This is a genomic window from Cutibacterium nasicola, from assembly GCF_051303185.1.
In the GTDB taxonomy this organism is placed as follows: domain Bacteria; phylum Actinomycetota; class Actinomycetes; order Propionibacteriales; family Propionibacteriaceae; genus Cutibacterium.
This window is the reverse complement of the sequence record NZ_JBPPGE010000003.1, coordinates 248,503-271,091: the sequence shown is the minus strand read 5'-3', so window position 1 is coordinate 271,091 and position 22,589 is coordinate 248,503. Positions and strand designations below refer to the sequence as shown.

At 62.3% G+C, this 22,589-nt stretch carries 18 protein-coding genes and 1 pseudogene; 9 read left to right on the top strand and 10 right to left on the bottom strand.

The features are described from left to right. Positions 1–181: 181 nt before the first annotated feature. Entirely contained in the window at positions 182–1,690 is a 1,509-nt protein-coding gene (locus ACSJJT_RS06935; RefSeq protein ID WP_435917587.1) for an amino acid permease, read from the bottom strand. 622 nt (positions 1,691–2,312) lie between these two features. On the opposite strand from ACSJJT_RS06935, the pseudogene ACSJJT_RS06930 reads away from it, so the two are divergent. Together ACSJJT_RS06930 and ald are read left to right on the top strand one after the other, a co-directional pair. Further along, positions 2,313–2,752, top strand: a pseudogene (locus tag ACSJJT_RS06930) (Lrp/AsnC family transcriptional regulator); the annotation flags it as partial. A 230-nt stretch (positions 2,753–2,982) separates the two neighbouring features. After that, positions 2,983–4,095: an alanine dehydrogenase gene (gene ald / locus ACSJJT_RS06925; protein ID WP_435917586.1), complete on the top strand. Its 1,113-nt coding sequence runs from the start codon at positions 2,983–2,985 to the stop codon at positions 4,093–4,095. Between the two features lie 64 nt (positions 4,096–4,159). On the opposite strand, the gene ACSJJT_RS06920 is transcribed toward ald, so the two are convergent. The 4 genes from ACSJJT_RS06920 to ACSJJT_RS06905 form a co-directional block, all read right to left on the bottom strand. Then, positions 4,160–5,185, bottom strand: a complete 1,026-nt coding sequence (locus ACSJJT_RS06920) for an adenosine deaminase (protein ID WP_435917585.1) — start codon at positions 5,183–5,185, stop codon at positions 4,160–4,162. A 286-nt stretch (positions 5,186–5,471) separates the two neighbouring features. Continuing rightward, complete coding sequence (locus tag ACSJJT_RS06915) at positions 5,472–6,758, bottom strand: citrate synthase (protein WP_435917584.1); 1,287 nt, start codon at positions 6,756–6,758, stop codon at positions 5,472–5,474. Positions 6,759–7,071: 313 nt separating this feature from the next. Further along, complete coding sequence (locus tag ACSJJT_RS06910; protein ID WP_435917583.1) at positions 7,072–8,505, bottom strand: septal ring lytic transglycosylase RlpA family protein; 1,434 nt, start codon at positions 8,503–8,505, stop codon at positions 7,072–7,074. A 242-nt stretch (positions 8,506–8,747) separates the two neighbouring features. Then, on the bottom strand, positions 8,748–9,917 hold the full coding sequence (locus tag ACSJJT_RS06905) for a L,D-transpeptidase (RefSeq protein ID WP_435917582.1): 1,170 nt from the start codon (positions 9,915–9,917) through the stop codon (positions 8,748–8,750). A 295-nt stretch (positions 9,918–10,212) separates the two neighbouring features. Between ACSJJT_RS06905 and ACSJJT_RS06900 the strand changes: the two genes are divergently transcribed. Beyond that, positions 10,213–10,338, top strand: coding sequence for an acyltransferase (locus ACSJJT_RS06900; protein WP_435917581.1), 126 nt, complete (start codon positions 10,213–10,215; stop codon positions 10,336–10,338). Positions 10,339–10,528: 190 nt separating this feature from the next. Then, positions 10,529–11,269, top strand: a complete 741-nt coding sequence (locus ACSJJT_RS06895; RefSeq protein ID WP_435917579.1) for a LolA-like protein — start codon at positions 10,529–10,531, stop codon at positions 11,267–11,269. A gap of 446 nt (positions 11,270–11,715) precedes the next feature. Here the strand turns inward: ACSJJT_RS06895 and ACSJJT_RS06890 are convergent, their stop codons facing one another. The 3 genes from ACSJJT_RS06890 to ACSJJT_RS06880 form a co-directional block, all read right to left on the bottom strand. Next, a complete protein-coding gene (locus ACSJJT_RS06890) occupies positions 11,716–13,962 on the bottom strand; it encodes a 6-phosphofructokinase (RefSeq protein WP_435917706.1) in 2,247 nt (748 codons plus the stop codon). Positions 13,963–14,134: 172 nt separating this feature from the next. Continuing rightward, on the bottom strand, positions 14,135–16,204 hold the full coding sequence (locus ACSJJT_RS06885) for an NAD(+) synthase (protein WP_435917578.1): 2,070 nt from the start codon (positions 16,202–16,204) through the stop codon (positions 14,135–14,137). A 38-nt stretch (positions 16,205–16,242) separates the two neighbouring features. Continuing rightward, positions 16,243–17,148 (bottom strand): carbohydrate kinase family protein, encoded by a 906-nt coding sequence (locus ACSJJT_RS06880; RefSeq protein WP_435917577.1) that lies wholly within the window; start codon positions 17,146–17,148, stop codon positions 16,243–16,245. A 128-nt stretch (positions 17,149–17,276) separates the two neighbouring features. On the opposite strand from ACSJJT_RS06880, the gene ACSJJT_RS06875 reads away from it, so the two are divergent. The 3 genes from ACSJJT_RS06875 to ACSJJT_RS06865 are packed head-to-tail and all read left to right on the top strand — an operon-like array spanning position 17,277 to position 19,032. Then, entirely contained in the window at positions 17,277–18,068 is a 792-nt protein-coding gene (locus ACSJJT_RS06875) for a L,D-transpeptidase (protein WP_435917576.1), read from the top strand. After that, complete coding sequence (locus ACSJJT_RS06870; protein WP_435917575.1) at positions 18,065–18,640, top strand: hypothetical protein; 576 nt, start codon at positions 18,065–18,067, stop codon at positions 18,638–18,640. The genes ACSJJT_RS06875 and ACSJJT_RS06870 overlap by 4 nt, the downstream gene beginning before the upstream one ends. After that, positions 18,637–19,032 (top strand): hypothetical protein, encoded by a 396-nt coding sequence (locus tag ACSJJT_RS06865; RefSeq protein WP_435917574.1) that lies wholly within the window; start codon positions 18,637–18,639, stop codon positions 19,030–19,032. The genes ACSJJT_RS06870 and ACSJJT_RS06865 overlap by 4 nt, the downstream gene beginning before the upstream one ends. A gap of 12 nt (positions 19,033–19,044) precedes the next feature. On the opposite strand, the gene ybaK is transcribed toward ACSJJT_RS06865, so the two are convergent. Beyond that, positions 19,045–19,533 carry a Cys-tRNA(Pro) deacylase gene (gene ybaK / locus ACSJJT_RS06860; RefSeq protein ID WP_435917573.1) on the bottom strand — a complete coding sequence of 163 codons (489 nt, stop codon included), beginning with the start codon at positions 19,531–19,533 and terminating at the stop codon, positions 19,045–19,047. Then, positions 19,533–20,405, bottom strand: coding sequence for an aminodeoxychorismate lyase (locus ACSJJT_RS06855; RefSeq protein WP_435917572.1), 873 nt, complete (start codon positions 20,403–20,405; stop codon positions 19,533–19,535). Before ACSJJT_RS06855 ends, ybaK begins: the two co-directional genes overlap by 1 nt. A gap of 138 nt (positions 20,406–20,543) precedes the next feature. Here ACSJJT_RS06855 and ACSJJT_RS06850 point away from each other — a divergent pair, with 138 nt between their 5' ends. Together ACSJJT_RS06850 and ACSJJT_RS06845 are read left to right on the top strand one after the other, a co-directional pair. After that, a complete protein-coding gene (locus ACSJJT_RS06850) occupies positions 20,544–21,191 on the top strand; it encodes a TetR/AcrR family transcriptional regulator (protein ID WP_435917571.1) in 648 nt (215 codons plus the stop codon). Further along, on the top strand, positions 21,191–22,537 hold the full coding sequence (locus tag ACSJJT_RS06845) for an MATE family efflux transporter (protein ID WP_435917570.1): 1,347 nt from the start codon (positions 21,191–21,193) through the stop codon (positions 22,535–22,537). Before ACSJJT_RS06850 ends, ACSJJT_RS06845 begins: the two co-directional genes overlap by 1 nt. The last annotated feature ends 52 nt before the right edge of the window (positions 22,538–22,589 follow it).

The window sequence follows — 22,589 nt, the reverse complement described above, 5'->3', positions numbered from 1 at the left end:
GCAGCACAGGCAAGCGCGACGAAATAGTGGAGCTAGCCACGTCCGCGTGGATGGCGGACGGTTCATCCTGGGCACGTCATTGCTGAACGGTTGCCCACCCGGTGTGTCATCGGGCTTTGTGCTCGGGTCGGGATCCCTACCAGCCAAGGTCTGGTGCGACCCCGATAGGACATGCTGATCATCATCGTCGCTCAGCTGTCCCTTTCGAATCGGCGTCATCCGTGCCAGTATCGTCCCGAACGGCGTGGTGGCGGTCGAAGAACCAGCCGATTCCGAGAAGGACGAACCAAAAAGGCGTGAGTGCGAGAGCACGGGCGGTGTCAGGTTCTTGGGCCAACAGCACGAGGATGAAGACGAAAAACGCCAGGATTGCCCAGCACATGCCGCGCCCCCCAGGCATAGGGTATTTGGATGCTGAATGGGCGTCCGGAACAATCTTTCGATACTTCATGTAGCTGATGACGATCATGCTCCAGACAAAGATGAACAGTACTGAGGAAATCGTCGTCACAAGAGTGAAGGCCTCGACGAAGGATTCCGATGCCGCCAAGACAAGCGCAGTGCTGAGAACCAAGACGGTGACGACGAGCCCCCATCGCGGGACACCACTTTTGCTGAGTCGCCCAAACTGTCTCGGTGCCATCTTCTTGTGTGCGAGGCCAAAGAGCATCCGTGAGATGGAGTAGATTCCGGAGTTCGATGACGACGCGGCGGACGTGAGTACGACAAAATTCATCACGCTGGCGGCTCCAGCGAACCCGACGAGCCCCAAAACCTGCACGAATGGTGATGAATCCGGGCGGACCTCGTTCCAGGGCACGACCGTCATGATTGCGGCCAGAGAGCCGATGTAGAAGATGAGGATTCGTGCCGGGACGGCGCTGATGGCTCGGGGAAGCGTCTTTTCAGGATCTTGGGTCTCGGCAGCGGTGGTGCCGACGAGCTCAATTCCTACGAATGCGAATGCCGCCATCTGGAATCCTGCGAAGAACCCACTCCATCCTCGAGGCATGAATCCTCCGTGATCCCACATGTTGGCGAACGATGCGGCGCTCCCGGAGTGGGGTTTGAACGCAATGATTGCCAGAACGATGGCAAGAATGATAAGTGAGATGATCGCGATAATCTTGATTAGTGAGAACCAGAATTCCAGCTCACCGAACATTTTAACGGTCATGAGATTCAAGCAGAGAAGTAGGGAAAGCGTCGCTGCCGCTAATAAGGTAGCGTGACCATGGCTTTTGACCCAGAAATTCCAGTAATTAGCGATTCCAATGAGCTCGGCCATTCCTGTGACAATCCAGCAGAGCCAATACGTCCAGCCCAGAAAGAACCCTGCCCAGGGGCCGATCAGGTCGGCCGCGAAATCCTGGAAGCTCTTGTACTCGAGGTTGTACATCAGCAACTCACCCATGGCTCGCATGACGAAGTAGAGCATGGTGCCGATGATGAGGTAGGACACGATAATGCTTGGTCCGGCAGCGTGGATGGCTTTGCCGGATCCGAGGAACAGGCCGGTTCCGATGGCGCCACCGATCGCGATGAGCTGGATGTGGCGATTGCTCAGATTGCGATGAAGGTGTGTCTCACTGTGTCCCTCGGAATGTGGTGAATCCGCAGTCCGGGAAGCCTCGCTCGTTGGCGTTTGAGAGCGCCCCCAACCGTCTGGATTTTCGCCAAAACCAGCCATACTCGCCTCCATGAAATGAGCGTCAGAGTCGCACAGTGAAGCACGATAAGGGTGAATCTATGACGATCAACCTATATCAACAACCATTGAACCATCCGACCAACTACCGCGTCCGTGGTGCCGACAGCTTCGGTCGGATGGCCACTTCCAGAGGTCGACGACGATCAACCCAGTGTCTCCTTGAGCTGCTTGCGGTGGCGATGGAAGAAGCTCATCGAACCGCTGAAGATGAACCAGATCGGCGTGACGAATCATTGCGATTCGCGTCGTCGGGTCCAAGGCGCGGGTGCTGAGGCTGATCGCAAAGAATGCCAGCACAACTCAGCACTTCGGGACGCCGTCAGGCATCGTGTACACCGATTTCTCGTCCAGGGGGGCGATTCTTCGTTGATCCGCCTGGGCACGACCTTGTCACTGGAAGTACGCAGCGGCTCGTGCTGCAGATGTGCGCAGAACCAGGAGGGTTGCCGCATATTACTTCCAACCGAGGTGTGAAACGTTTGGGAATCTTCCCAGTGGCGGCGGAGGAGACACATGCACGAAGAGCAAGACCAACGGCTCGTCAACGTCGTGCACATCGACCTGCGTGTCACCTGGGCCAGAGGGGCAAAATTTTAGGTGTCTCTCCGATATGGTCATCGACTGGATCGGTGGGCTGTGCGGTGTTCATGGGTCACGCAGTGCGCTGTGACGTCGGTCGTCATTGGGCGGACGCCTGGCGCAGCTATGCCCTCAACACGTTGGAGAAAACTGTTGCCAAGAGCTCGCAGTCGGGAGAGTTGTGGATGGTGCCGTCAGACGATCTTGATCGTGAGCTGGCACAGCTGCTTGCGGCTGACGGACGTGCCAGTGGGACCTCTTTGGCCAGGATCCTGGACATTTCGGCGAACACGTTGCGTCGCTGGTTGCAACAATTGCTCACCAACCGGCAGTTCCAGCTCAGGTGTGACGTCTCCCGGGAGCTGGGCGGGTGGAATCTGGGGTGTACCTGGACGGCCACCATCCCCCAATCACAAGACGAGGGTGCTGGAGTTGGGTCAGCAGTTGTCGCTGCGGTCGTGCCACCGGGGAGTTCATCTGTCCTCCACCGATCGGAGATCATGAGAGAGGCGATCACGAACAGCGCCAGCTCCGGATGAACGGCTCTCGAGGTTGCCGCACGATTTTGAAAAAAGTCAGGAATCTGCCTTGCTGAGTGCTGCCGCTGGACCGTGTAAGTGCCTATCCTCTAGGTGTTACCTGCAGCTGGTTGACGATGATGTCGACGAGCACACTGCAAAGGAGAAGGTGAAATGCGTGTTGGTATCCCCACAGAGATCAAGAACAACGAGTTTCGTGTGGCTGTCACGCCCGACGGGGTTAACTCGTTGGTCAGTCACGGTCACGAAGTGATGGTTCAGGCCGGCGCGGGAGAGGGGTCAAGGATCCCGGACGTTGAGTACAAAGACGCTGGCGCGAAGATCATTGATGACGTCGACAAGGTGTGGGATGACGCCGAGCTCATCCTGAAGGTCAAGGAGCCCATCGAGGATGAGTACCATCGCATGCATGAGGGGTTGACCCTCTGCACCTATCTGCACTTGGCCGCGGATCGTCCGCTCACCGAGGAGCTCCTGAAGCGCAAGGTTACCTCGATCGCCTACGAGACCGTCGAGATGAATGACCACTCCCTGCCGTTGCTGTCTCCGATGTCGGAAATTGCCGGTCGACTCGCAGCCCAGGTCGGGGCGAACTGCCTCATGCAGCCTGCTGGTGGAAATGGCGTGCTCATTGGTGGCGGCTCCGGTGTCCGCAACGGTCGAGTGACGGTGCTCGGCGGCGGCGTCGCCGGATTCTGCGCCGCCCGCGTCGCTGACGGTATGGGCGCCGACGTCACCATTTTTGACGTCAACGTCGCTCGGATGCGCTACATCGGCGAGGTGACCGGAGGACGTATCCGCACTCAGTTCTCCAGCCTGCTGGCCGTCAAGGAAGCTTGCAAGGAGTCGGATTTGGTCATCGGATCCGTGCTGGTTCCGGGCGCTCGTACCCCGCACTTGGTCGACAACGAGACCGTCGCGCAGATGATGCCCGGTTCGGTGCTCGTCGACATCGCCATCGATCAGGGCGGCTGTTTTGAGGATTCCCACCCGACGACGCACGCCGAGCCAACCTTCAAGGTCCACGATTCAGTGTTCTATTGCGTCGCCAACATGCCGGGCGCCGTCCCGCACACCTCGACCTACGCGCTGACCAATGCCACCATGCGTTACGCGGTCCTCATTGCCGACGAAGGATGGAAGGGCGCTTGCAAGAACCGCACGGAGCTGGCTCGTGGCCTGACGACTCACGACGGCAGGCTCTACACCGCTGGCGTGGGAGAGGCCCTCGACATGGACGTCTCCTGCGTCTCCGAACTCTTCTGAGGTGTTGAATGATCATGGCGCGGTGTCTCAGAGTACCGCCCCATGATCACGTCAGGGGCTGGGTTCACACCAGCAGGGGTGCCAGGGACTCCTTGTCGGTCGAGGTGCAGAAAGCGGCCTGTAGGGCATTGCACTGGACCGAGAGGGCGTCGTCGCGACTCCAGGCGAGTGCCTGGGACACCAGGGATACCTCCCGGGACGTCGTCGTGCGGCTCATGAGGCGGTTGTCACAGCTCAGCATGATGTTGAACCCCGCTGGCCACAGCACCGACAGCGGATGATCGTCAATCCTGTGACAAATGCCGGTCTGGGTGTTCGAGGACGGACAGACCTCCAGTGGCACCCTGTGTGACAGCACTCGCTGGGCCGTCGGCCCCCATCCGGATACGTCGCGGTCCTCGATGATGCGCACCCCGTGGCCGAGGCGCTCCGCCCCATGGTCGAGGGCGTCGAGAACCGACTCCGGGCCAGCGGCCTCGCCAGCGTGGACGGTCAGGTGGATTCCGGCAGCTTGAATGCGCTTCAGGGCATCGCTGAAGGGAGCCAGGGGGAAACCGTCCTCAGGACCAGCAATGTCGACGCCAACGACTCCCGGAGCATGGTTGACGGCGAGGTCGACGACATCTTCGGGGACGTCGAGATGTCTCATGAGGCACAGGACCTGTCGCGCGACGATGATTTTGCCCGCGCTGGAGGCGGACTCCATCCCCTCCTGGAGACCGATCTGGACTGCCTCGGTGGCCTCGACGGCGGTCAGACCACCCTCGAGATGCTGCTGGGGAGCCCATCGAGTCTCGGCGTACACGACACCATCGGTCGCCATGTCCTCGACGAATTCCCGCGCTATGCGACGCAAGGAGTCAGCATCCTGCATGAGGGCGACAGTCTCGGTGAAAGTGTCGAGGTATCTGGCCAGGGAACCGGAATCAGCTGCCTCGAAGAACCAGCTGGCAAGACCCCCAGGCGTGTTGGCCGGGGCGGGTCGACCGTGTTCGGCGGCGAGGTCCAAAATCGTCGCCGGACGCACCCCTCCGTCAAGATGATCGTGCAGCACAACCTTGGGAAGACTCATCGCTTCTGCCAAATCCATGCGCCGGAGTTTATCGACGAGGCCTCCGTTGCGAAGCCGCGTGCGGCGATCCCCAGCGCTGATGGGCGAAATTTCCCGGTCCAGGAGTGGCCCCGGCTCTGGAGTGACGTGTCGCTCGGGGAACCGACGGAAATCGTCATGGGGGTGGGGAATGGTGTCAGCCTCGCGGCGGAAACTGGAGGTCCGGTGAGTGCCGGTGCCTGGCAACACGCCAAAGAGTTGCCGCGTGCCGGAGCATCGGGCATGAAAAGGCCCGGGAGTCGAAGCCCCAGGGCCCTTTGCACACTCAGGCGCGCTGATCCAGGGGCACGTAGTCGCGCAGGTCAGCTCCGGTGAAGATCTGACGCGGACGCCAGATCTTGTTTCCGCCAGTGGCTACCTGCTCGCGGTAGTGGGCGATCCAGCCGGGCAGACGCCCCAAGGCGAACAGCACGGTGAACATGTTCATCGGGAAGCCCATGGCCTCGTAGATGAGACCGGTGTAGAAGTCGACGTTTGGGTAGAGTTTGCGCTCCTTGAAGTAGTCGTCGCTCAGCGCGGTCTCCTCGAGTTCCTTGGCGATCTCGAGAAGGTCCTCGCGACCGGTGTGGAGCTCCAAGATGCGATCGGCGTGCTCCTTGATGATGGCGGCACGCGGATCGTAGTTCTTGTAAATGCGGTGACCGAAGCCCATCAGCTTGATGTCGGACTGCTTGTCCTTGACCTTGCGGACGAACTCCTTCGTCGTCATGTCGGAGTCGCGGATGTACTGCAGCATCTCGAGGACAGCCTGGTTCGCTCCACCGTGTTTCGGACCGGACAGCGCATTGACGCCGGCGGCAATTGCGGCATACATGTTCGCACCCGACGACGCGACCATGCGGACCGTCGAGGTTGAACAGTTCTGCTCGTGGTCGACGTGCAGGATGAGGAGGGTCTCCAGGGCCTTGGTGATCTGGTCGTTGAACTCGTAAGGCTCGGTCGGGAAGCCGAAGCTCATCCGGATGAAGTTCTGGACGTAGCTCAGCGAGTTGTCGGGGTACAGGGTGGGCTGGCCCATCGAGTTCTTGTAACCGAAGGCGGCCAAGGTTGGGACCTTGGCGATCAGACGGGTGGTGGCAGCCTCGACCTGCTCCGGATCGGTTCCCGACGATTTCTGGGAGAAGGTCGACAGGGCCATGATGCCTGCGGCGAGCACTGGCATGGGGTGGGAATGACGGGGGAAGCAACGGAACAGGTCGCGCATGCGCTCGTCAATGAGGGTGGTGCGGCGGATTCGCTCCTCGAATCCCTCCAGCTGTGCCCTGCTCGGTAGCTCACCGTAAAGAACGAGGTAAGCGGTCTCGAGGAAGGTGGACTGTTTGGCGAGCTGCTCAATGGGGTAGCCGCGATAGCGCAGAATGCCCTTCTCACCGTCGATGTAGGTGATCTGAGACTCGCAGGATGCCGTGTTGACGAATCCCGGGTCGATCATGACGTTACCGGTCTCGTTGAGCAGACCCTCAACGTCGTAACCCACCTGGCCGTCCGTGGCGACGACCTTGTTGAAGGCGAGTTGGGTGTCTTCGTCGACGAACCTTGCACTCAAACCCATCGTGCGATCCTTCCTGGCGGCCTCGTCCGGACATCACGGGTGGCCGAGCATACGTGGACGGGCGGCACTGCGGGGTCGTTCCCGAGCGTCACCGCGGTGTGAACAATGGCACATCCAGGCTACGGCTCGCCGACGCGAATAACCAAGAAACCGACGTATTGTCCGGCATGGTTGAGGGTTCCTCGAATGTCGGGTGACAGTTTTCGACACCCGCCCGGCGGACGAACGGTAGGCGCCTGAGGAGACGCGGGTGGGGGCGGCCCGCCCATCGGCGAACCGCCCCCACGGGGAAGGTGTGCTCAGTCCCTCGTCATCAGTCGAGGACGGTGTAGGTGATCGGTGTCGTTCCCTGGCCGAGATCGGCGATCCGGGCGAAGGAGGCGCGCGACAGGTCGACGCAACGACCGGCGACGTACGGGCCACGGTCGTTGATCCGAACGACCACCGAGCGACCGTTGCGGACGTTGGTGACACGGATGTGAGTACCCAGAGGCAGGGACTTGTGGGCAGCGGTGATGGCGCTCGGGTCGAACTGCTCGCCCGAGGCGGTCGACTGCGGTTCGTCGTAGAACGAGGCGATGCAGCGTCCGCCAACGCCACTGGAGCCCTTGGAGGGACGGGCCTTCTCGCGGCTGGTGTTGTTGTGGTGTTTGGCGGGGGTTTGTGTCTTGGGTGTGGGGATTTTGCCGGTGAGGTAGGTGCGGTAGAGCCAGCCGGTTTTGCCGTTGGCGTGGACTTGGATCCAGTTGCCGTTGGTTTTGCCGGTGACGGTGACGCCTTGGTTCTTGGTTAGGTGGTCGATGATGGCTGATGTTGATGATGCTGAGGCGCGTAGGTTTAGGCCGTCGGTGGTGTGGGTGGCGGCGTTGTCGCGGCTGGTGTTGTTGTGGTGTTTGGTTGGGGTTTGTGTCTTGGGTGTGGGGATTTTGCCGGTGAGGTAGGTGCGGTAGAGCCAGCCGGTTTTGCCGTTGGCGTGGACTTGGATCCAGTTGCCGTTGGTTTTGCCGGTGACGGTGACGCCTTGGTTCTTGGTTAGGTGGTCGATGATGGCTGATGTTGATGATGCTGAGGCGCGTAGGTTGAGGCCGTCGGTGGTGTGGGTGGCGGCGTTGTCGAGAGCCGGACGGGCCTTCTCGCGGCTGGTCGAGGAGTCGCCCTTGGCGTCGGTGCTCGGCTTGGCGGGAGCAGGGGCTGCCTTGCCGGTGGTGAGGTAACGACCGTAGATCCAACCCGACTTGCCATTGACGGAAACAGGGACCCAGCTGCCGTCAGGACGACCGGTGACCTGGACCTCCTGACCGCGCTCGGCGGCGGTGAGAACGTTGCCGGCATTGCGGGAGTCGTCACGCACGTTGACCGGGACGGTCGCGATCATGGTGTCAGGAAGCGGATCGGACCCGAAGTGCACCGGGAGGGTGTTCTCCTCGGTGAGGAAGCGCTGGTAGATCCAGCCGGTGGTCCCGTTCACGGTGACGGGGACCCACCCGCGCACCTTCTTGCCGGTGACCTGCACCGACTGGCCACGGGCCGCGATGGTGAGGACCTTGCCGGAATTGGAGGAGGCAGACCGTACGTTGACATCCGTTGTCGCGTACATCGTCTGCGTGTTCGCTGCGTGTGCGACCGCACCAATGACGGCGGGCGCAACGACGCTGATCCCAGAGGTGAGGGCGATGGTGGCGGCAGCACCTCGGACAGAGCGCTTGGGGCGGATCACGGTGTGACTTCCTCTCGCCGTTGAAGGCATCGGAGCTTTCGATCCCGGCGTTTCCGGGACGAGTGGGACACTAGGAATCCACAGCTGTTCAACCCAAGGACGTTGAGGGTTTGAGCGTGTCGTGGCAACTGTCATGAGGGGTGGACGATGACCGGGAAAACCGCGTCATGAGGCGAGAAACACGTTGCGATGGGGTGAGGCACCCCGACACGGCAAAACCCTCTACCTTGCATCGAGGTAGAGGGTTTCATGGCACATCGGATGAGAGTTGTTCAGAGTGCGCTCAGCTTCTGCCAGCCCTCCCAGTCATAGCACCAGCAACCGATGCCTTCGTCGGGCTTGAACTGTCGGTTCGACCCGGTGTTCATGACGGGGTCACCAGCCGAGCACAGGTTGTACAGCCACTTGGCATTCGCGGTGGACATGCCGATGCAGCCGTGGGAGACGTTCGCAGAGCCCTGCGAGCCCGCAGACCAGGGCGCGGCGTGGATGAACTCTCCGGTGTTCGTCACTCGCATGGCGTACTTCACTTTGACGTTGTAGTACCCACTGCTCCCCTTGGGGACGCCGACGGTCGACGAGTCCATCACCTTGACAGCGTTGCGTTCGATGATGACCTTGGTCCCCGATCGGGTCGTGGTTCTCGCACCGGGCTTTCCGGTCGTCACCGGGATGGTGCGGACGGTCTTGCCGTTGACGACGACGTCCATCTTGTGCTTGGCGATGTACACCTTGAGAATCCGCGAATCACCGACACGGAGGGACCCGGTGACGTTGTTCGTGATCCAGCGGTGGCTCGACGTCGGTAATCCGGTGAGGTCAGCCTTGACGCTGACCTTGGTGCCGGCTTCCCAGAACTTCTTGGGACGCCACGCGAGCTGGGACTGGTCGAGCCATCCCCACGCCCCCTCTTGGTTGGGCGAGACGTCGATCTCCATCGCCTCCTGGATCTTGGCGCGCATGTCAGCGTCGATGACGTCCTTGCGGAACTTGATGATGACAGGCATGCCGACGCCGACGGCGGCATCCTTGTAGAGCATCTCGGCGACGTTGACGTCACCGTCAAGGCTCTTGACCTTCGTGGTCACAGTGGTCGTCGCCCCGGCATGGGGATCCGTGTTCGTCAGGGTCGCCGTCACGGTGTAGCGGGTGTTGAGGCTCCACGGTTCCTCCGGGGTCCAGGTACTCTCCTTGAGAGTTCCCTTGACCTCCCCGTCATCCTTGTCGGTGACCTTGACGTCCTTGAGAGCACCATTGACGACGGCGAACTTCAGGGCGTCGCCAGGCTGCAGCTCGGTGATCGGGTGGTCCGAGGTGATCGTCAGAGCTGCTGGGGTTGGGGTCGGAGTGGGCGTCGGGGTCGCGGACGATTTACCGGCGTTGTCTCCGGGGCCAAAGCCGTCCCCGCCCAGGGACGTCTTGGCACAAGCAGCAACAGTCATTGGCAGAGCCACGGCACTTGTGGCCATAACCGAACGCCGGGTCAGTCTCGACGGCACAGTACCTCCATGCTTTGTGTGCGAGATGAGAACTCTGGTCCATTTCGCGGGAAGGATGAACGGGATACATGGTACAGCGCTGAACCGGCGACTTCCCAAACGTCAGCTGGGCCTTGGGTGGGCACTTTCACTGCCCGCTGATCGGCCTCGGACGGTCCTTCCATGGGGGTAGGCAGTCATGATTTCCAGCTACTCTTTCATGGACATCACCGCGTGAAAACTGGCCTGGAGGTATCTCATGTCTGAAGGCGACCCGACCCCGCCCCGCCAACATCCTGACTGGCTGACGTGGGTGATCGTCGTCATCGTGACGATCATCGGCGTGACGATTCTCGGGCTGTGGGCGTGGGCCATGGTTCGGTAATCCCGTGAAGGCCACTGGTGTCACGATGAACATGACCCCGTCGAAGTTCGGGGCCCTCAGTATTCTCACGGCGTCGTGAACAACCAAGGTTTTGGGTCGCCTCATCGTCAGGGGTGGGACGACCCAGGCGCGCCGGGAAGCGCCTAGCATCGGAGGTGGAAAGGCCGGCACATCCCCAGCCGGAACATGTATGCGAGTGTTTTCACGTACCCCGTTGAAGGTTGCTGCCGTGGCGCTGGTCGCGACGACGAGTTTGTCTCTGGCTGCGTGTGATGGCGGATCGAAGGCGGGTGACAGCCATTCCAACTCCGCAGCAGCTAATCCACTGTTCAAGAAGGGGAAGGTCGACAAGACGAGGTTCTCCAAGGAGGTCAAGACCTCCATGGGAAAGGTGAAGACTTACCGTATGGAGGCCACCCTGGACGGCTCGATGAATGGTCAGAAGACGAATATGAAGGCCATCACGGACTACGACGGTACGAATTCGTCCAAGCCCAAGGTTCACATGGTCACGACGGACCCTGGGGTGAACGGAACCCTCGATCAGGTGATCATCGGCGATGAGAAATACACCAAGCAGGGGTCGCAGTGGCAGAAGACTCCGTCTCAGACCAAGAGTGATGAAACCGCTCCCGGCGCCATGGCAGCCGGATTCACTCAGGGTATCGACAACCTGACCTATGTCGGCAAGGAGCCCCGGGGTCATCGCTACGACGCCACGGTCTCGGCAGATTCCAACAGTGTGACCCCGAGCGCCTCGCCGAGTGCGGGCGAGAAGAAGACCACCGGCAAGGTCACTTATTGGCTTGACGATTCCAAGCGGTTCAAGGGCGTCAAGATGTCGATGCCCGCCGGTCAGGGCGGGGACATGGCTATTGACATCACCTTCTCCAAGTACGACGAGAAGGTGGAGATCCCGAAGGTCGCCTGAGTACTGCTTCCTGGCCTCCCCTGACGAAAACCGTCAGCTCACCGGTCCGATCAGACGAGGGTCGACCGGGGTGGTCCCGCCCACCGAGTTGGCGCGGTGACCGACCTGGTTGACCCTCGGCACGTTGGCAGTCAAGTCACGTGCCTTGCCGATGTGGGTGGCCAGCCCCCGCGCATGGGCGACGTTGAGGTGGGCCGGATCGCGCCATTCGCCGAGGTCGTCGGACTCTCAGAGCTGTCGTCGATTTTTCGCATCCTGGCGGTGGCCGCTGCACTCAGGAGCCCGGACCCACATGTGCAGTGGGGAGTTTTGTCACCGCGCTCTCCGGTCCATTCGAAGTAGCCGTCATGGGTACGACGCAGCGTTGGGAAGCCATCGCGGTACGAAGCATCCCATTGGTGACGATGAAGTACCGCGGCTGCCAGGAAGTGCCGAGGTGTCTGAACTCAGCGCACCTCGTCGGACACCATTCGTCCCACCTGCGACATCGTCAGCCACCACTGCTCGCGGGGACGACGGTGAGCGGAATCGACCAGAGACGGCATCATCTCCATCTGGCTGGGACACATACCCGACTCGTTGACACCGATGAACCACGACCCGTCCTGGCGGGCAGCCAGCTCGTCGTCAATGAGATTGAGAGCGCGGTAGGCGAGGCGGTTGGCCAACAACCGGTCGAAGGGGGAAGGAGATCCGCCTTGTTGCATGTGACCCAGCACGACCTGGCGCACGTCGTACATGCCGTGGGACTCCTCCTCCAGTAGTCGAGCGATGAAGTCGGTGGTGTAGTTGCGAGAGGCGTTCTCGTTGCGGACGGCCAGGAAGAGGCGTCGTCCGTGGGCGAAGGACTCGCGCAACCAGTGGACGTCATTGGCCAGATCGTCCAGGGAGATGCCGTCCTCGTTGGTGTAGATCCGCTCGGCGCCAGCGGCGATTCCGGACATCAGGGCGAGGTATCCGCAGTCACGGCCCATCGTCTCGACGACAAAACACCGCCGCGACGCGATGCCGGACTCCTTGATCCTGTCCACCGCCTCGACGATGACATTGAGGGCGGTGTCGGCGCCGATGGACAGCTCGGAACCGGGGAGATTGTTGTCGATCGAAGCAGGGATGCACACCGTCGGGATGCGCAAGGCCGGGTAGCGGTCCCGTTCCGTCGTCATGGTGTGGATGCCCTCGTAGGCCGAGTAACCGCCGATGACGAGCAGGGCATCGATGTGATTGTCCTCCAGTGCGCGGCTGACGGCGTAGAGGTCACGGGGGCTCGGGCTCTCGCGGCGGGTGCCCAGCTCGGCACCGCCCTCCCCGGCCCAGCCCTCGACGTCGCCCCAAGCCAGTTCCGACATGTCCCCGGCAGCCAGACCGACGAATCCGTTGTGGATTCCGATGACGGTATGACCGCGAGAAATGGCCAGCCGGACGGCCGCGCGCGCAGCAGTGTTCATGCCTGGGGCAGGACCGCCGGCGTGCATGATCGCAATCCGCCTCTGATCGGCGTCCCCTACCCCCTCGGTCGTGGTGCGGGCTGGCTCGCTGAGTTCGGTGAAGATGGCGTCCATCTCGACGAAGGAACGCCCCCTCATCCTCATGGCCTCGTTGAAATCACCCCGCTCAATGAGGCCCGGCACCGACTTGGTGTCGGCCACGGCCTTGACCAGGGGCAAGCGGTGGATGCGGTTCGCACTGGTCCCGATGACGCGTCCCTCGGCCTCCGGGGTCGTCGAGAGCACCTCGTGAACGGCGTGATAGCCGAGCCAGGTAGAGGCCCAGCGGTCATAGGCAGAGGGGCGTCCACCGCGCTGGACGTGGCCCAGAATGGTGACGCGGGCGTCCTCCCCGAGCTTGTCCTCGAGGACCTGGCGGACGTACTCGGAGGTGATGCGGTTACCGACGCGATCGGTGGCTCCTTCGGCGACGATGACAATCGAGTCGCGGCGACCTGCCTGTCGGCCTCGCTTGAGCTCGGCGCACATCCGATCCTCCCAGCCGTCCTCCGGTGGGCGCTCGGGGATAAGTACGTAGTCGGCACCACCGGCGACCGCTGCCATGAGGGCGAGATAGCCACAGTGACGACCCATCACCTCGACGACGAAGGATCGTTGGTGGCTGGCCGCGGTGGAGGTGAGGTCGTCGATGGCATCGACGATGCGATGCAGGGCCGTGTCCGCGCCGATGGTCATGTCGGATCCGACGAGGTCGTTGTCGATGGAGCCCACCAGGCCCGCGATCATGAGGCATGGGTGCTCGCGGGCCACTTCGGGGCTCACCCGACCCGTATCGACGAGCTCGGCGACGAGGTCGGTCCACTCGGTGCGCAACACGTCCAAACCGCTGAGTGAACCATCGCCACCAATGACCACGAGACGATCGATTCCGTGCTCCAAGAGGTTCTGGACAGCCTTCAACCGACCTGAGCGTTCGCGCATCGCTTTGCAGCGAAAAGTCCCGATCACGGTGCCACCGCGGTTGAGGATCGAACCGACGTCATCCCATCCGAACTTCCGGATACCGTTGCCTCCGTCGATCATGCCTTGATAGCCCTCGTAGATCGCATAGACCTCGGCGCCCACGCTCAACGCAGAGCGCACCACGGCGCGGACAGCGGCATTCATGCCCTGGGCGTCGCCACCGCTGGTCAGGATGCCGATGCGCAGCCCATGGCCGTCGGGGAGGGTGGGGGTAAGCCTCAATTCGTCATCAACATGCACGGTTCAATACTGCCGCGTCGGAGTGGCCGCGGGGTGAACTGTGACTATGAGGTTTTTCGGTCGGGAGTTTTCGTCACTGGTGTGGTGACACGGCGGAGGGTCGAATGGACCCGCGTGAGCATTTTTTCCCCCCGGGGCGTAGGCCATACGAGCCTCAGGAGCGCCCGTCGGGAACCGTCTCGAGGTCGTCCATCCAGGCCCGAGCCACGGCGTCGGAGGGCATCCGCCAGTCACCACGCGGACTCAAGGACCCACCGGCGACCACCTTGGGTCCGTTGGGCAGGGTGGAGCGCTTGAACTGGTTTCCGACGAACCGCCACAGGAACAGCCGCGTCCAGTCCTTGATGGCCGGAAGGTCGTAGGAGTGACGGTCCTCGTCGTGGAACCCGGGTGGCCAGGACCCCACGGAGGAGTCACGCCAGGCGTGATGGGAAAGGAAGACGATCCGGCTGGGACGCATGCCGTGGCGCAGCAGGTGGTAGAGGGTGAAGTCCTGCAACTCGTAGGGGCCGATCTTCGCCTGGGTGGACTGGATCTTCTCCCCGGGGCGAGCCGGGACGAGCTCGGGGGAGATTTCCGTCCCCAGCACCGACTCGAGGACGACATTCGTGGCTTCGTCGAACTGACCCGACGAAATGCACCACCGGATGAGGTGCTGGATGAGGGTCTTCGGCACACCGGTGTTGACCCCGTAGTGGCTCATCTGGTCACCGACGCCAAAGGTGCACCATCCCAGGGCCAGCTCGGACAGGTCTCCGGTGCCCATCACGATGCCGCCACGCTGATTGGCGATGCGGAAGAGATAGTCGTAACGCAGGCCAGCCTGGACGTTCTCGAAAGTGATGTCGTAAACCTCGGCCCCGTCACCGGCTGGGTGTCCCATCTCCTTGAGCATCTCGGTGGCTGCTGGGCGGATGTCCAACACCTCGCAGGGAATGCCGAGTGCTCGGCACAGGTCCAGGGCGTTGTTCTTGGTGTGGTCAGTCGTGGCGAATCCGGGCATCGTGAAGGCGAGGATGTCGGTGCGCGGGCGGCCCATCTGGTCCATCGCCTTGGCAGCGACGAGCAGGGCATGGGTGGAGTCCAGGCCACCCGAGACACCGATGACGACCTTGGGCGACCCAATTGACTCGACGCGACGACGCAGCCCATAGACCTGGATGTTGTAGGCCTCGTAGCAGTCCTGGGCGAGCTGGCCGGCCTCATTGGGAACGAAGGGGAAGCGGTCGACAGGCCGCTCGAGACCGATGTCTTCGTGAGTCGGGTCAAGGATGAAGGTGTTGGTGCGCCAGCCCTTGCCGTTGGGCTGGGCCAGGGCATTGTCGTCGAAGGAACCTTGACGCATCCTCTCCTGGCGCAGCAGGTCAAGGTCGATGTCAGTCAGACAGTACCCCGGTTCAGGGGAGAACCGATCAGTCTCGGCCAGCAGGGACCCGTTCTCGTAGATCATCGTCTGACCGTCCCAGGACAGGTCGGTGCTCGACTCCCCAGGGCCAGCGGCTGCATAGACGTAGGCCTGCAGATTGCGCGAGGACGTCACCTTGCACAATTCGTGACGTTGGCGGGATTTTCCGACCGTGATGGGAGACCCGGAAAGGTTGACCTCGAGGACAGCCCCTGCGAGTGCGGCCTGGGAGGAGGGGGCGACCGGAACCCACACGTCCTCGCAGACCTCCACGTGAAAGGTGAGGTCGGGCAGGTCGGATGCCTGGAAGAGCTGGTCGGGGCCGAAGGGGACTTCGGTCGAGGTCACGCGAGATTTCTGTCGGCCCGACAGGTCGATGGTTCCGCTGGTGCCTGCACCGGCGGCGAAGTGACGTTTTTCGTAGAACTCCCGGTAATTGGGGAGGTAGCTCTTGGGCACCACGCCGAGCACCTGGCCGCGGTGCACGACGACCGCACAGTTGTACAGCCGGTTCCCTCGCTGCAGCGGCGCACCGACAATGATGACGGGGAAGAGGTCACGAGAGGCCTGGCGCAGGGTTTCGATGGCGTCGAGGACCGCGTCCAGGACGACGCCCTGGAGCAACAGGTCGTCGATGGCGTAGCCGGTCAGGCATAGTTCGGGGAAGACGGCGATGGCCACGTCACGGGAACTGAGTTCCCGGCAGGTGTCGAGAATTCCCGCCACGTTCGAGGCTGGGTCACCGATGTGCACCGTCGTGGTGCATGCTGCGACTCGTGCGAAGCCTTGGTCATATGCCGAGTGGAAATTCCCCTTCATGGAGCCAGTCTCGCAGAAGCCGGGGTGGGGAGCCCCGTTCACCCCAGTTCGTTGCTACGCGGGGGGTTTGCGCCGGCCCGGGAGACGGTGATGGCGGCGACGTGGGCGGCCCTGTGCATCACCTGACGAAGGATGTCAGGCTGGATGCGACCGAGATCCGCGCGATGTTCGGCCCCCAACAACCCGGCAGCCCACAATCCGTCAATGGTCGCCGACATGAAGGAATCCCCAGCACCGACAGTGTCGACGACCTCTGTTTGTTCCCCGGGGACGCGAATTTCAACACCTGCGGACGTCATGGCCACCACGCCGTGTTCCCCCATCGTCAGGATGCCGATTTTTGGCCCCATTCCCATCCAGCCGGCGAGCATCTCGACCGGATCAGCGCCTTCTCCCAGCCACGTCAAGTCCTCGTCGGAGGCCTTGACGACGTCAGCCAGCCGCACGAACTGCTCGACGCCATGGCGCGCGGTACCCGGATCCCCGAGCAGGCTGGGCCGACAATTCGGATCGAAGGTGATCGTCGCCGAGTCCCGGGCAGCGGCCACCGTCTCGGCCACCACTTGGCGTCCCGGAGCGATCCCACACGCCAAAGATCCGGTGTGGACGACCACGCAGTCAGCGGGAATCTGGACCGACGGCAGCGCCCACTCGAGATCGAACTCGTAGCTCGCCTGGCCTCCTGTCAGGGTGGCGGTGGCCGTGGACGTACGATCGGCGTCTCGAGAAGAGCTACTGAGACGGACGTTGTCAGCCCCGACGTGGGCCTCGATTTCTCGACCGTGATCGTCATGACCGATCCAGGTCGCCAACTCGACGTCGCGTCCCAGGCGTGCCAGCCCGATCGCGACGTTCATGGGTGAGCCGCCTGGATGCTCGCTCACTCGTCCAGCATCGTTGACGACGTCGATCAGTGACTCCCCGATGACAAGTGCGGTGGACATGGTCTCTCCTCCCGGTGCTGCCTCCAGTCTCTCGTACGGCTCTCGACGTACTGGCGGAGGGGTCAACCATCGTTCTACTACCAACATTGCATTCGAATAGCCCCGATGTGGTCTCTAGACTGGATGCAATGATCGCCTCCGGAAATACCCCGACCTCGGAACCGTGCGCCGGCTCTGGCCTCTGGCGTGGCGGTGGCCTTCTCGCTGCCCTGGTGGCAATGGTGTGCCTGGTCGCCGGCTGCGGATCACCCATGCCCGCCGCGACGGCGTGCATCGATTCGGTTCCTGGTGCGGGCGATCATCGCGCGCGTCACCGCCATACCGTGACATGCCCGACGGCATCCCCCGAGCAGACGGCCAAGGCGTCCTCGAGTGAGAAAACCCAGGACAGACCGAGTGTCAAGAGCGGTGCCGACGAGCCCGAGGACTCCGCCAGCCCTCAGTCGGGCGACCCAGGGCCCTCGATTCCCGGCTTGACGCCACCTTCGGCATCTCTGGCAGTGGGTGAGGAGTCCTCGGCGGGTGCTGGAACCTATGTGTTGTGGATCAAGGCGGAGAATCACGTCTACCTTGTTGACGATGGTGTGGTGAAGCGCGCGATGCTCACCACCGCGGAGCCGTGGAAGACCCCGGTCGGGGATTACCAGATCGAGTACAAGGCTCGACACGCTGCATCGACCGAGGACGGCATTCGCTGGTACATCCCCAATTTCCTGGCTTTCTATCAACGCCCGGGCGCGGTCGGCCGCATTGGCTTCCACCAGATTCCGTGGGACGAGAAGACCAAGAAACCTGCTCAGCCCGTCTACGCCCTGGGCCTTCCGGGGTACTCGAGTCACGGCTGCGCGAGGTTGGCGCCGAACGATTCGGAGGCCCTCTACTCCTTCGCTCACAAAGGCACGAAGGTGAAGGTGCGGTGAGTCGTCGACGCGACGAGGAGAACTCCTCCGGTCTGAGAATGTTGCTGGGTCACAACGTTGACCAGGGCAATCCAGACACCTTGGGGGCGACGACCGAATCTGCCCGGGTCGGTAGGTCTGCCGGCGCCTTTGTCGCGGTAATGGTCATCACCGGAGTGGTGTGGGGTCTCAGTCTGGCGATCTGGGCCGTCACGCCTGGGGCCAATGGCACCAGCGGAACAATGCCGGTGCGTGGCTGGGTCGGCAGTCTCCTCGTCGGTCTGCTTTATGCGATGGGCGTGACGGTGATCCTCATCATCCCAGTCGTCGTGCTGGCAGCTTTGCTGGGTGCGCGACTGGAGCAGCGGAGGAGTCAGTGTCTTGCCGGTGGGATCGTCGGGGGAGTGACGGTGCTCCTCGGAGCAGCTGGTCTTTATGCTTTGATGCCAGTGCTCTCAGCGGTGGCCGAGGTCACGTGGCCTGCCCTCCTGGCAGCCATCGGACTGGGGGTCTGGTGGGGGCCGTGGGTCATGGAAGGACGCCGTTCACGACAAGGCCGGGACGGCCATGGTGACCTACAGTGTGAGTCATGACACAGAACAACCCTGTCGTTCCCACCCCTCCCAAGGCCCTGACGATCTCTGCTTGGGTCGCGGTCGCCTCCGTGATCCTTCAGACTGTGTTGGCCTGGTTCATGCTCTCTGGTGTTCACGGTCTCGGCGACGTGCACATGGGATTCGGAATTGTGACCCTGGTGGCCGCCATTGTGACTGCCGTCCTGGCTGTCATGTGGAAGCGCCGCGGTGGACCCTCGGCGATCGTCGGACACGCCATTGGCATGGCGGTACTGGTCCTTGTCCAGTTCGGCCTCGGCGAGATGAGCAGCAGCGGTGCAACCAAGTGGATCCACGTGATCCTGGGCGTGGTCATCGTCGTCGGGTTGCTCGTTCTGCCCCAGTCGATCGCCAAGTCTTCCCGGGAGTGATGCAGGCTGGCGTCAGCTGGCAATTTTTGCCGTCGAGGCCTCGGTGACAGCCACCAGGTCTGATGGTGACAATTCCACTGACAGCCCGCGACGCCCGCCTGAAACCAGCACCCGCGGCTGCCCCAGCACCGGTTCGTCGATGCACGTGGGCAGCCGCTTTTTCTGTCCAAGTGGCGAAATTCCCCCGACGATGTAGCCCGTCGCGCGCTCGGCTGCCGCGGAGTCGGCCATGGCGGCTTTTTTCGCACCCATCACGGATGCGAAGGCCTTGAGGTTGAGCTGGCCACTGACGGGGACGACGGCAACGGCGAGTTTTCCTGAGGAGGCGAGCTCGACGACCAAGGTCTTGAGCATGATGGCCGGGTCGAAGCCGAGTTTTGCGGCTCCCTCGTCACCGAAGTGGTGGTTCGCGGGGTCATGGTCGTAGCTGTGCAGAACATGAGCCACCTTGGCCTGGACAAGGGCTTTGGTCGCGGGGGAAGCAGAGTCCGAGGCTGGCATCAGTCCTCGAATCCGGCCCACATCCGCAGTCGGTGGGTCATCTCGTCGTCCTGGGGAGCTGGGAGGCCGTCAATGCTCAGAATGGGGACGATGCCACGAATGGATGACAGCAGCCAGGCCCCTTGAGCACGCAACACCTCGTCGCGCTTCATGAGGCGGGTGGAAGTCTTGAGCCCGTTGTCGTCAGCGGCTTCGAAGACGGTATCGACGGTGATCGAGCTGAGGATCCCCGTTGCGCCGGTCGGGGTTGTCCACAACCCGTCGGCAGCTTCGACGACCAACCCAGAGGTGGGGCCTTCAAGCAGATAACCCTCGGTCGAGGTGAAGATGACGTCGTCAGCGCCCTGGGACTTGGCATGACGCAGTGCCGCGACGTTGACGGCATAGGACAAGGTCTTGACGCCGCCGAGAAGCCACGGCGCATCAGCGAAGGATTCGCTGGTGACCCCACGCGACAGGCACAGCACATCGATTCCTTCTCGCTCTTCCTTGTGGGTCTCGGAGAGGGGAGCGATGGTGAGGAACCCTCGCGGAGGTCCTGGGACGACTTCGCGACCGTTGGTGTAAACGAGTTTGAGAGTGGCCTCTCCGGGGATGCGCCAGTTACGCGCAGCATCCTCGATGAGGTGAGTCCACGAGTCCATGTCGGGCGTGGGTCCGTCCACGCCGGCGATTGATCGCGCGAAGCGGGAGAGATGATCCTCGAGATGATCGATTCGGGACGTTCCATCTTGGGCGGTCACGATACGAGTCGCGTCGAAAACTCCGTCGCCACGCAGCAGCCCGAGATCGTCTCCATGGCACACGGTGGTCGAGGACGGCACAACCCCTTCGCCAAGTATCGCTAGTAGGTATGGAACACTTGAACGCATGCGTTCAGCCTAGTTGAGTGCAAGTTGGATGGACACAGAGGTTGTCATCCGAGACCACAGCAATGTCACGTATGGTTGGGCGTCGATGTTCAGCCACTCACGCTGACGTCATAGTACTAACGGACCGGGAGATCATTGATGACGGAGTCGTATCGCTCGTCGCAGACACGTCAGACCTACCACCATGGCCATCTGCATGAAGCCCTTGTGGAAGAGGGTTTGGAGATGGCTCGCAGTGGTGGCGCCGAGGCGGTCGTGCTTCGTGAAGCGACTCGCCGAGCTGGCGTGTCACCCAACGCGGCGTACCGTCACTTCACGAACCGTGAAGCCCTTCTCGATGAGGTGGGTTTGGCGGCTGCCGAGCAGATCGGTCGTAAGATGTGTGACGCCATGGCTGAGGTTCAGCCTGGAGACGATGAAGCTGAACCAGTTGCCAAGCTGGTGGCTGCTTGCCGCGCGTATCTTGACTTCGCTCTGGCCGAGCCGGGGCTTTTCGACGTCGCATACCGCATCTCGGATGCCGGTTTCGACATGATCAAGACAGAGCGGCCGACGGCACCGAACTTGCCCGACTCGGTCATCGGGAATGTTCTCACCGGCCCTGACATCAAGCTCTCGGAGCGAGTCGATGTGCGCGGTCTCGGCATCCTGCTGTGGTCGTTGCTCCACGGGTTTGCCTCGTTGTCGACCTTCGGTCCGCTGCGCGGCGAGAAGACCTCCGAGCGAGTCGAGAACATCCTCAACGTCATTCGCGCTTCCCTGCGTGGTGCGATTGCTCGAGCCTGATGGCTCGAGCAGATCACAATACGGACTCCACAGCTGAGGCCGGGTACCGCCAGATCCTGAATCTGGCGGTACCCGCTTTCTTGTCCTTGGTGGCGGAGCCGTTGTTCCTCGTCGCTGATTCCGCCGTCGTCGGCCACTTGGGCACCGACCAGTTGGCCGGTCTCGGTGTTGCCTCGGCGGCCCTGACGACGTTCACGGGCCTCTTCGTCTTCCTCGCTTATGCGACGACGGCCACGTCCTCGCGCCGGATGGGGGCGGGGGATCGGCACGGTGCGGCTCAGGCTGGTGTTGACGGACTCTGGCTGTCCGTCATCATCGGAGTCCTCGTCGCGATCATGCTGGTCGTCATACCGACGACGGTTGCCGGGTGGTTCGGTGCCAGCGGGGTGGTCGCTGAACAGGCCGGACGATATCTGCGCATCACTGGGTTTGGTGTGCCCGCCATGCTCGCAACGATGGCCGTCACCGGCGTACTGCGAGGATTCCAGGACACCCGGACGCCCTTGGTCGTCACCGTCATCACCTTCAGCCTCAACCTGGTGCTCAACCTGTGGTTCGTGCTCGGAATGGGCTGGGGGATCGAGGGATCAGCAGTGGGCACCCTGATGTGCCAGATCGCCATGGCGGTGGCCCTGGTATGGGTGTTGCGAATACGTACCCATGGTCTGGAGTTGAGCCTGGTGCCCCACCTGGGTGGTATCGCCTCGAGCCTGCGCGATGGTGTTCCGCTACTCATTCGTACCCTCGCGCTGCGGGCTGCCCTCTACGTGACGACATGGGTGGCAGCACGAGCGGGAGCCGTCACCATGGCTTCCTACCAAGTGACGATGACGATCTGGAACCTGCTCCTCATGACGATGGACGCCCTCGGCATCGCTGGCCAGGCCCTGACGGGAGCGAGCTTGGGAGCTGGCGACACTCGCCGTACCCGGTCCTTGACCGGCACCATGACCCGGTGGGGAGTGTGGGCCGGAGTTGTCATCGGGGCTCTTCTGGCAGCATTCCACCAGTGGGTTCCTGCCATCTACACGAATGATCCGGCAGTTCACCGGGCGGTGGCGGTTGGTCTACTCGTCATGGCTGTTGAGCAGGTCATCGCTGGGCCAGCCTTCGTTCTCGACGGAGTACTCATCGGAGCTGGTGACGGGCGCTGGTTGTCGGGGGCCCAGGTGATCATGTTCGTGGTGTATCTGCCGATGGCATTGGCGGTTCATCTTTGGGCTCCGGCAGACCCGGTGGCCGCGGTCGTCTGGTTGTGGATCGCCTTCGGTGGATTCATGGCCGTGCGCTGCGCAATTCTGGCCTGGCGGGCTCACGGGGATGCCTGGATGCGGACCGGGGCCTGAGCGAGCTCCGGCTGGTTCGCTGGTCCGAGGCCGATCGGCCTCGGACCAGCTC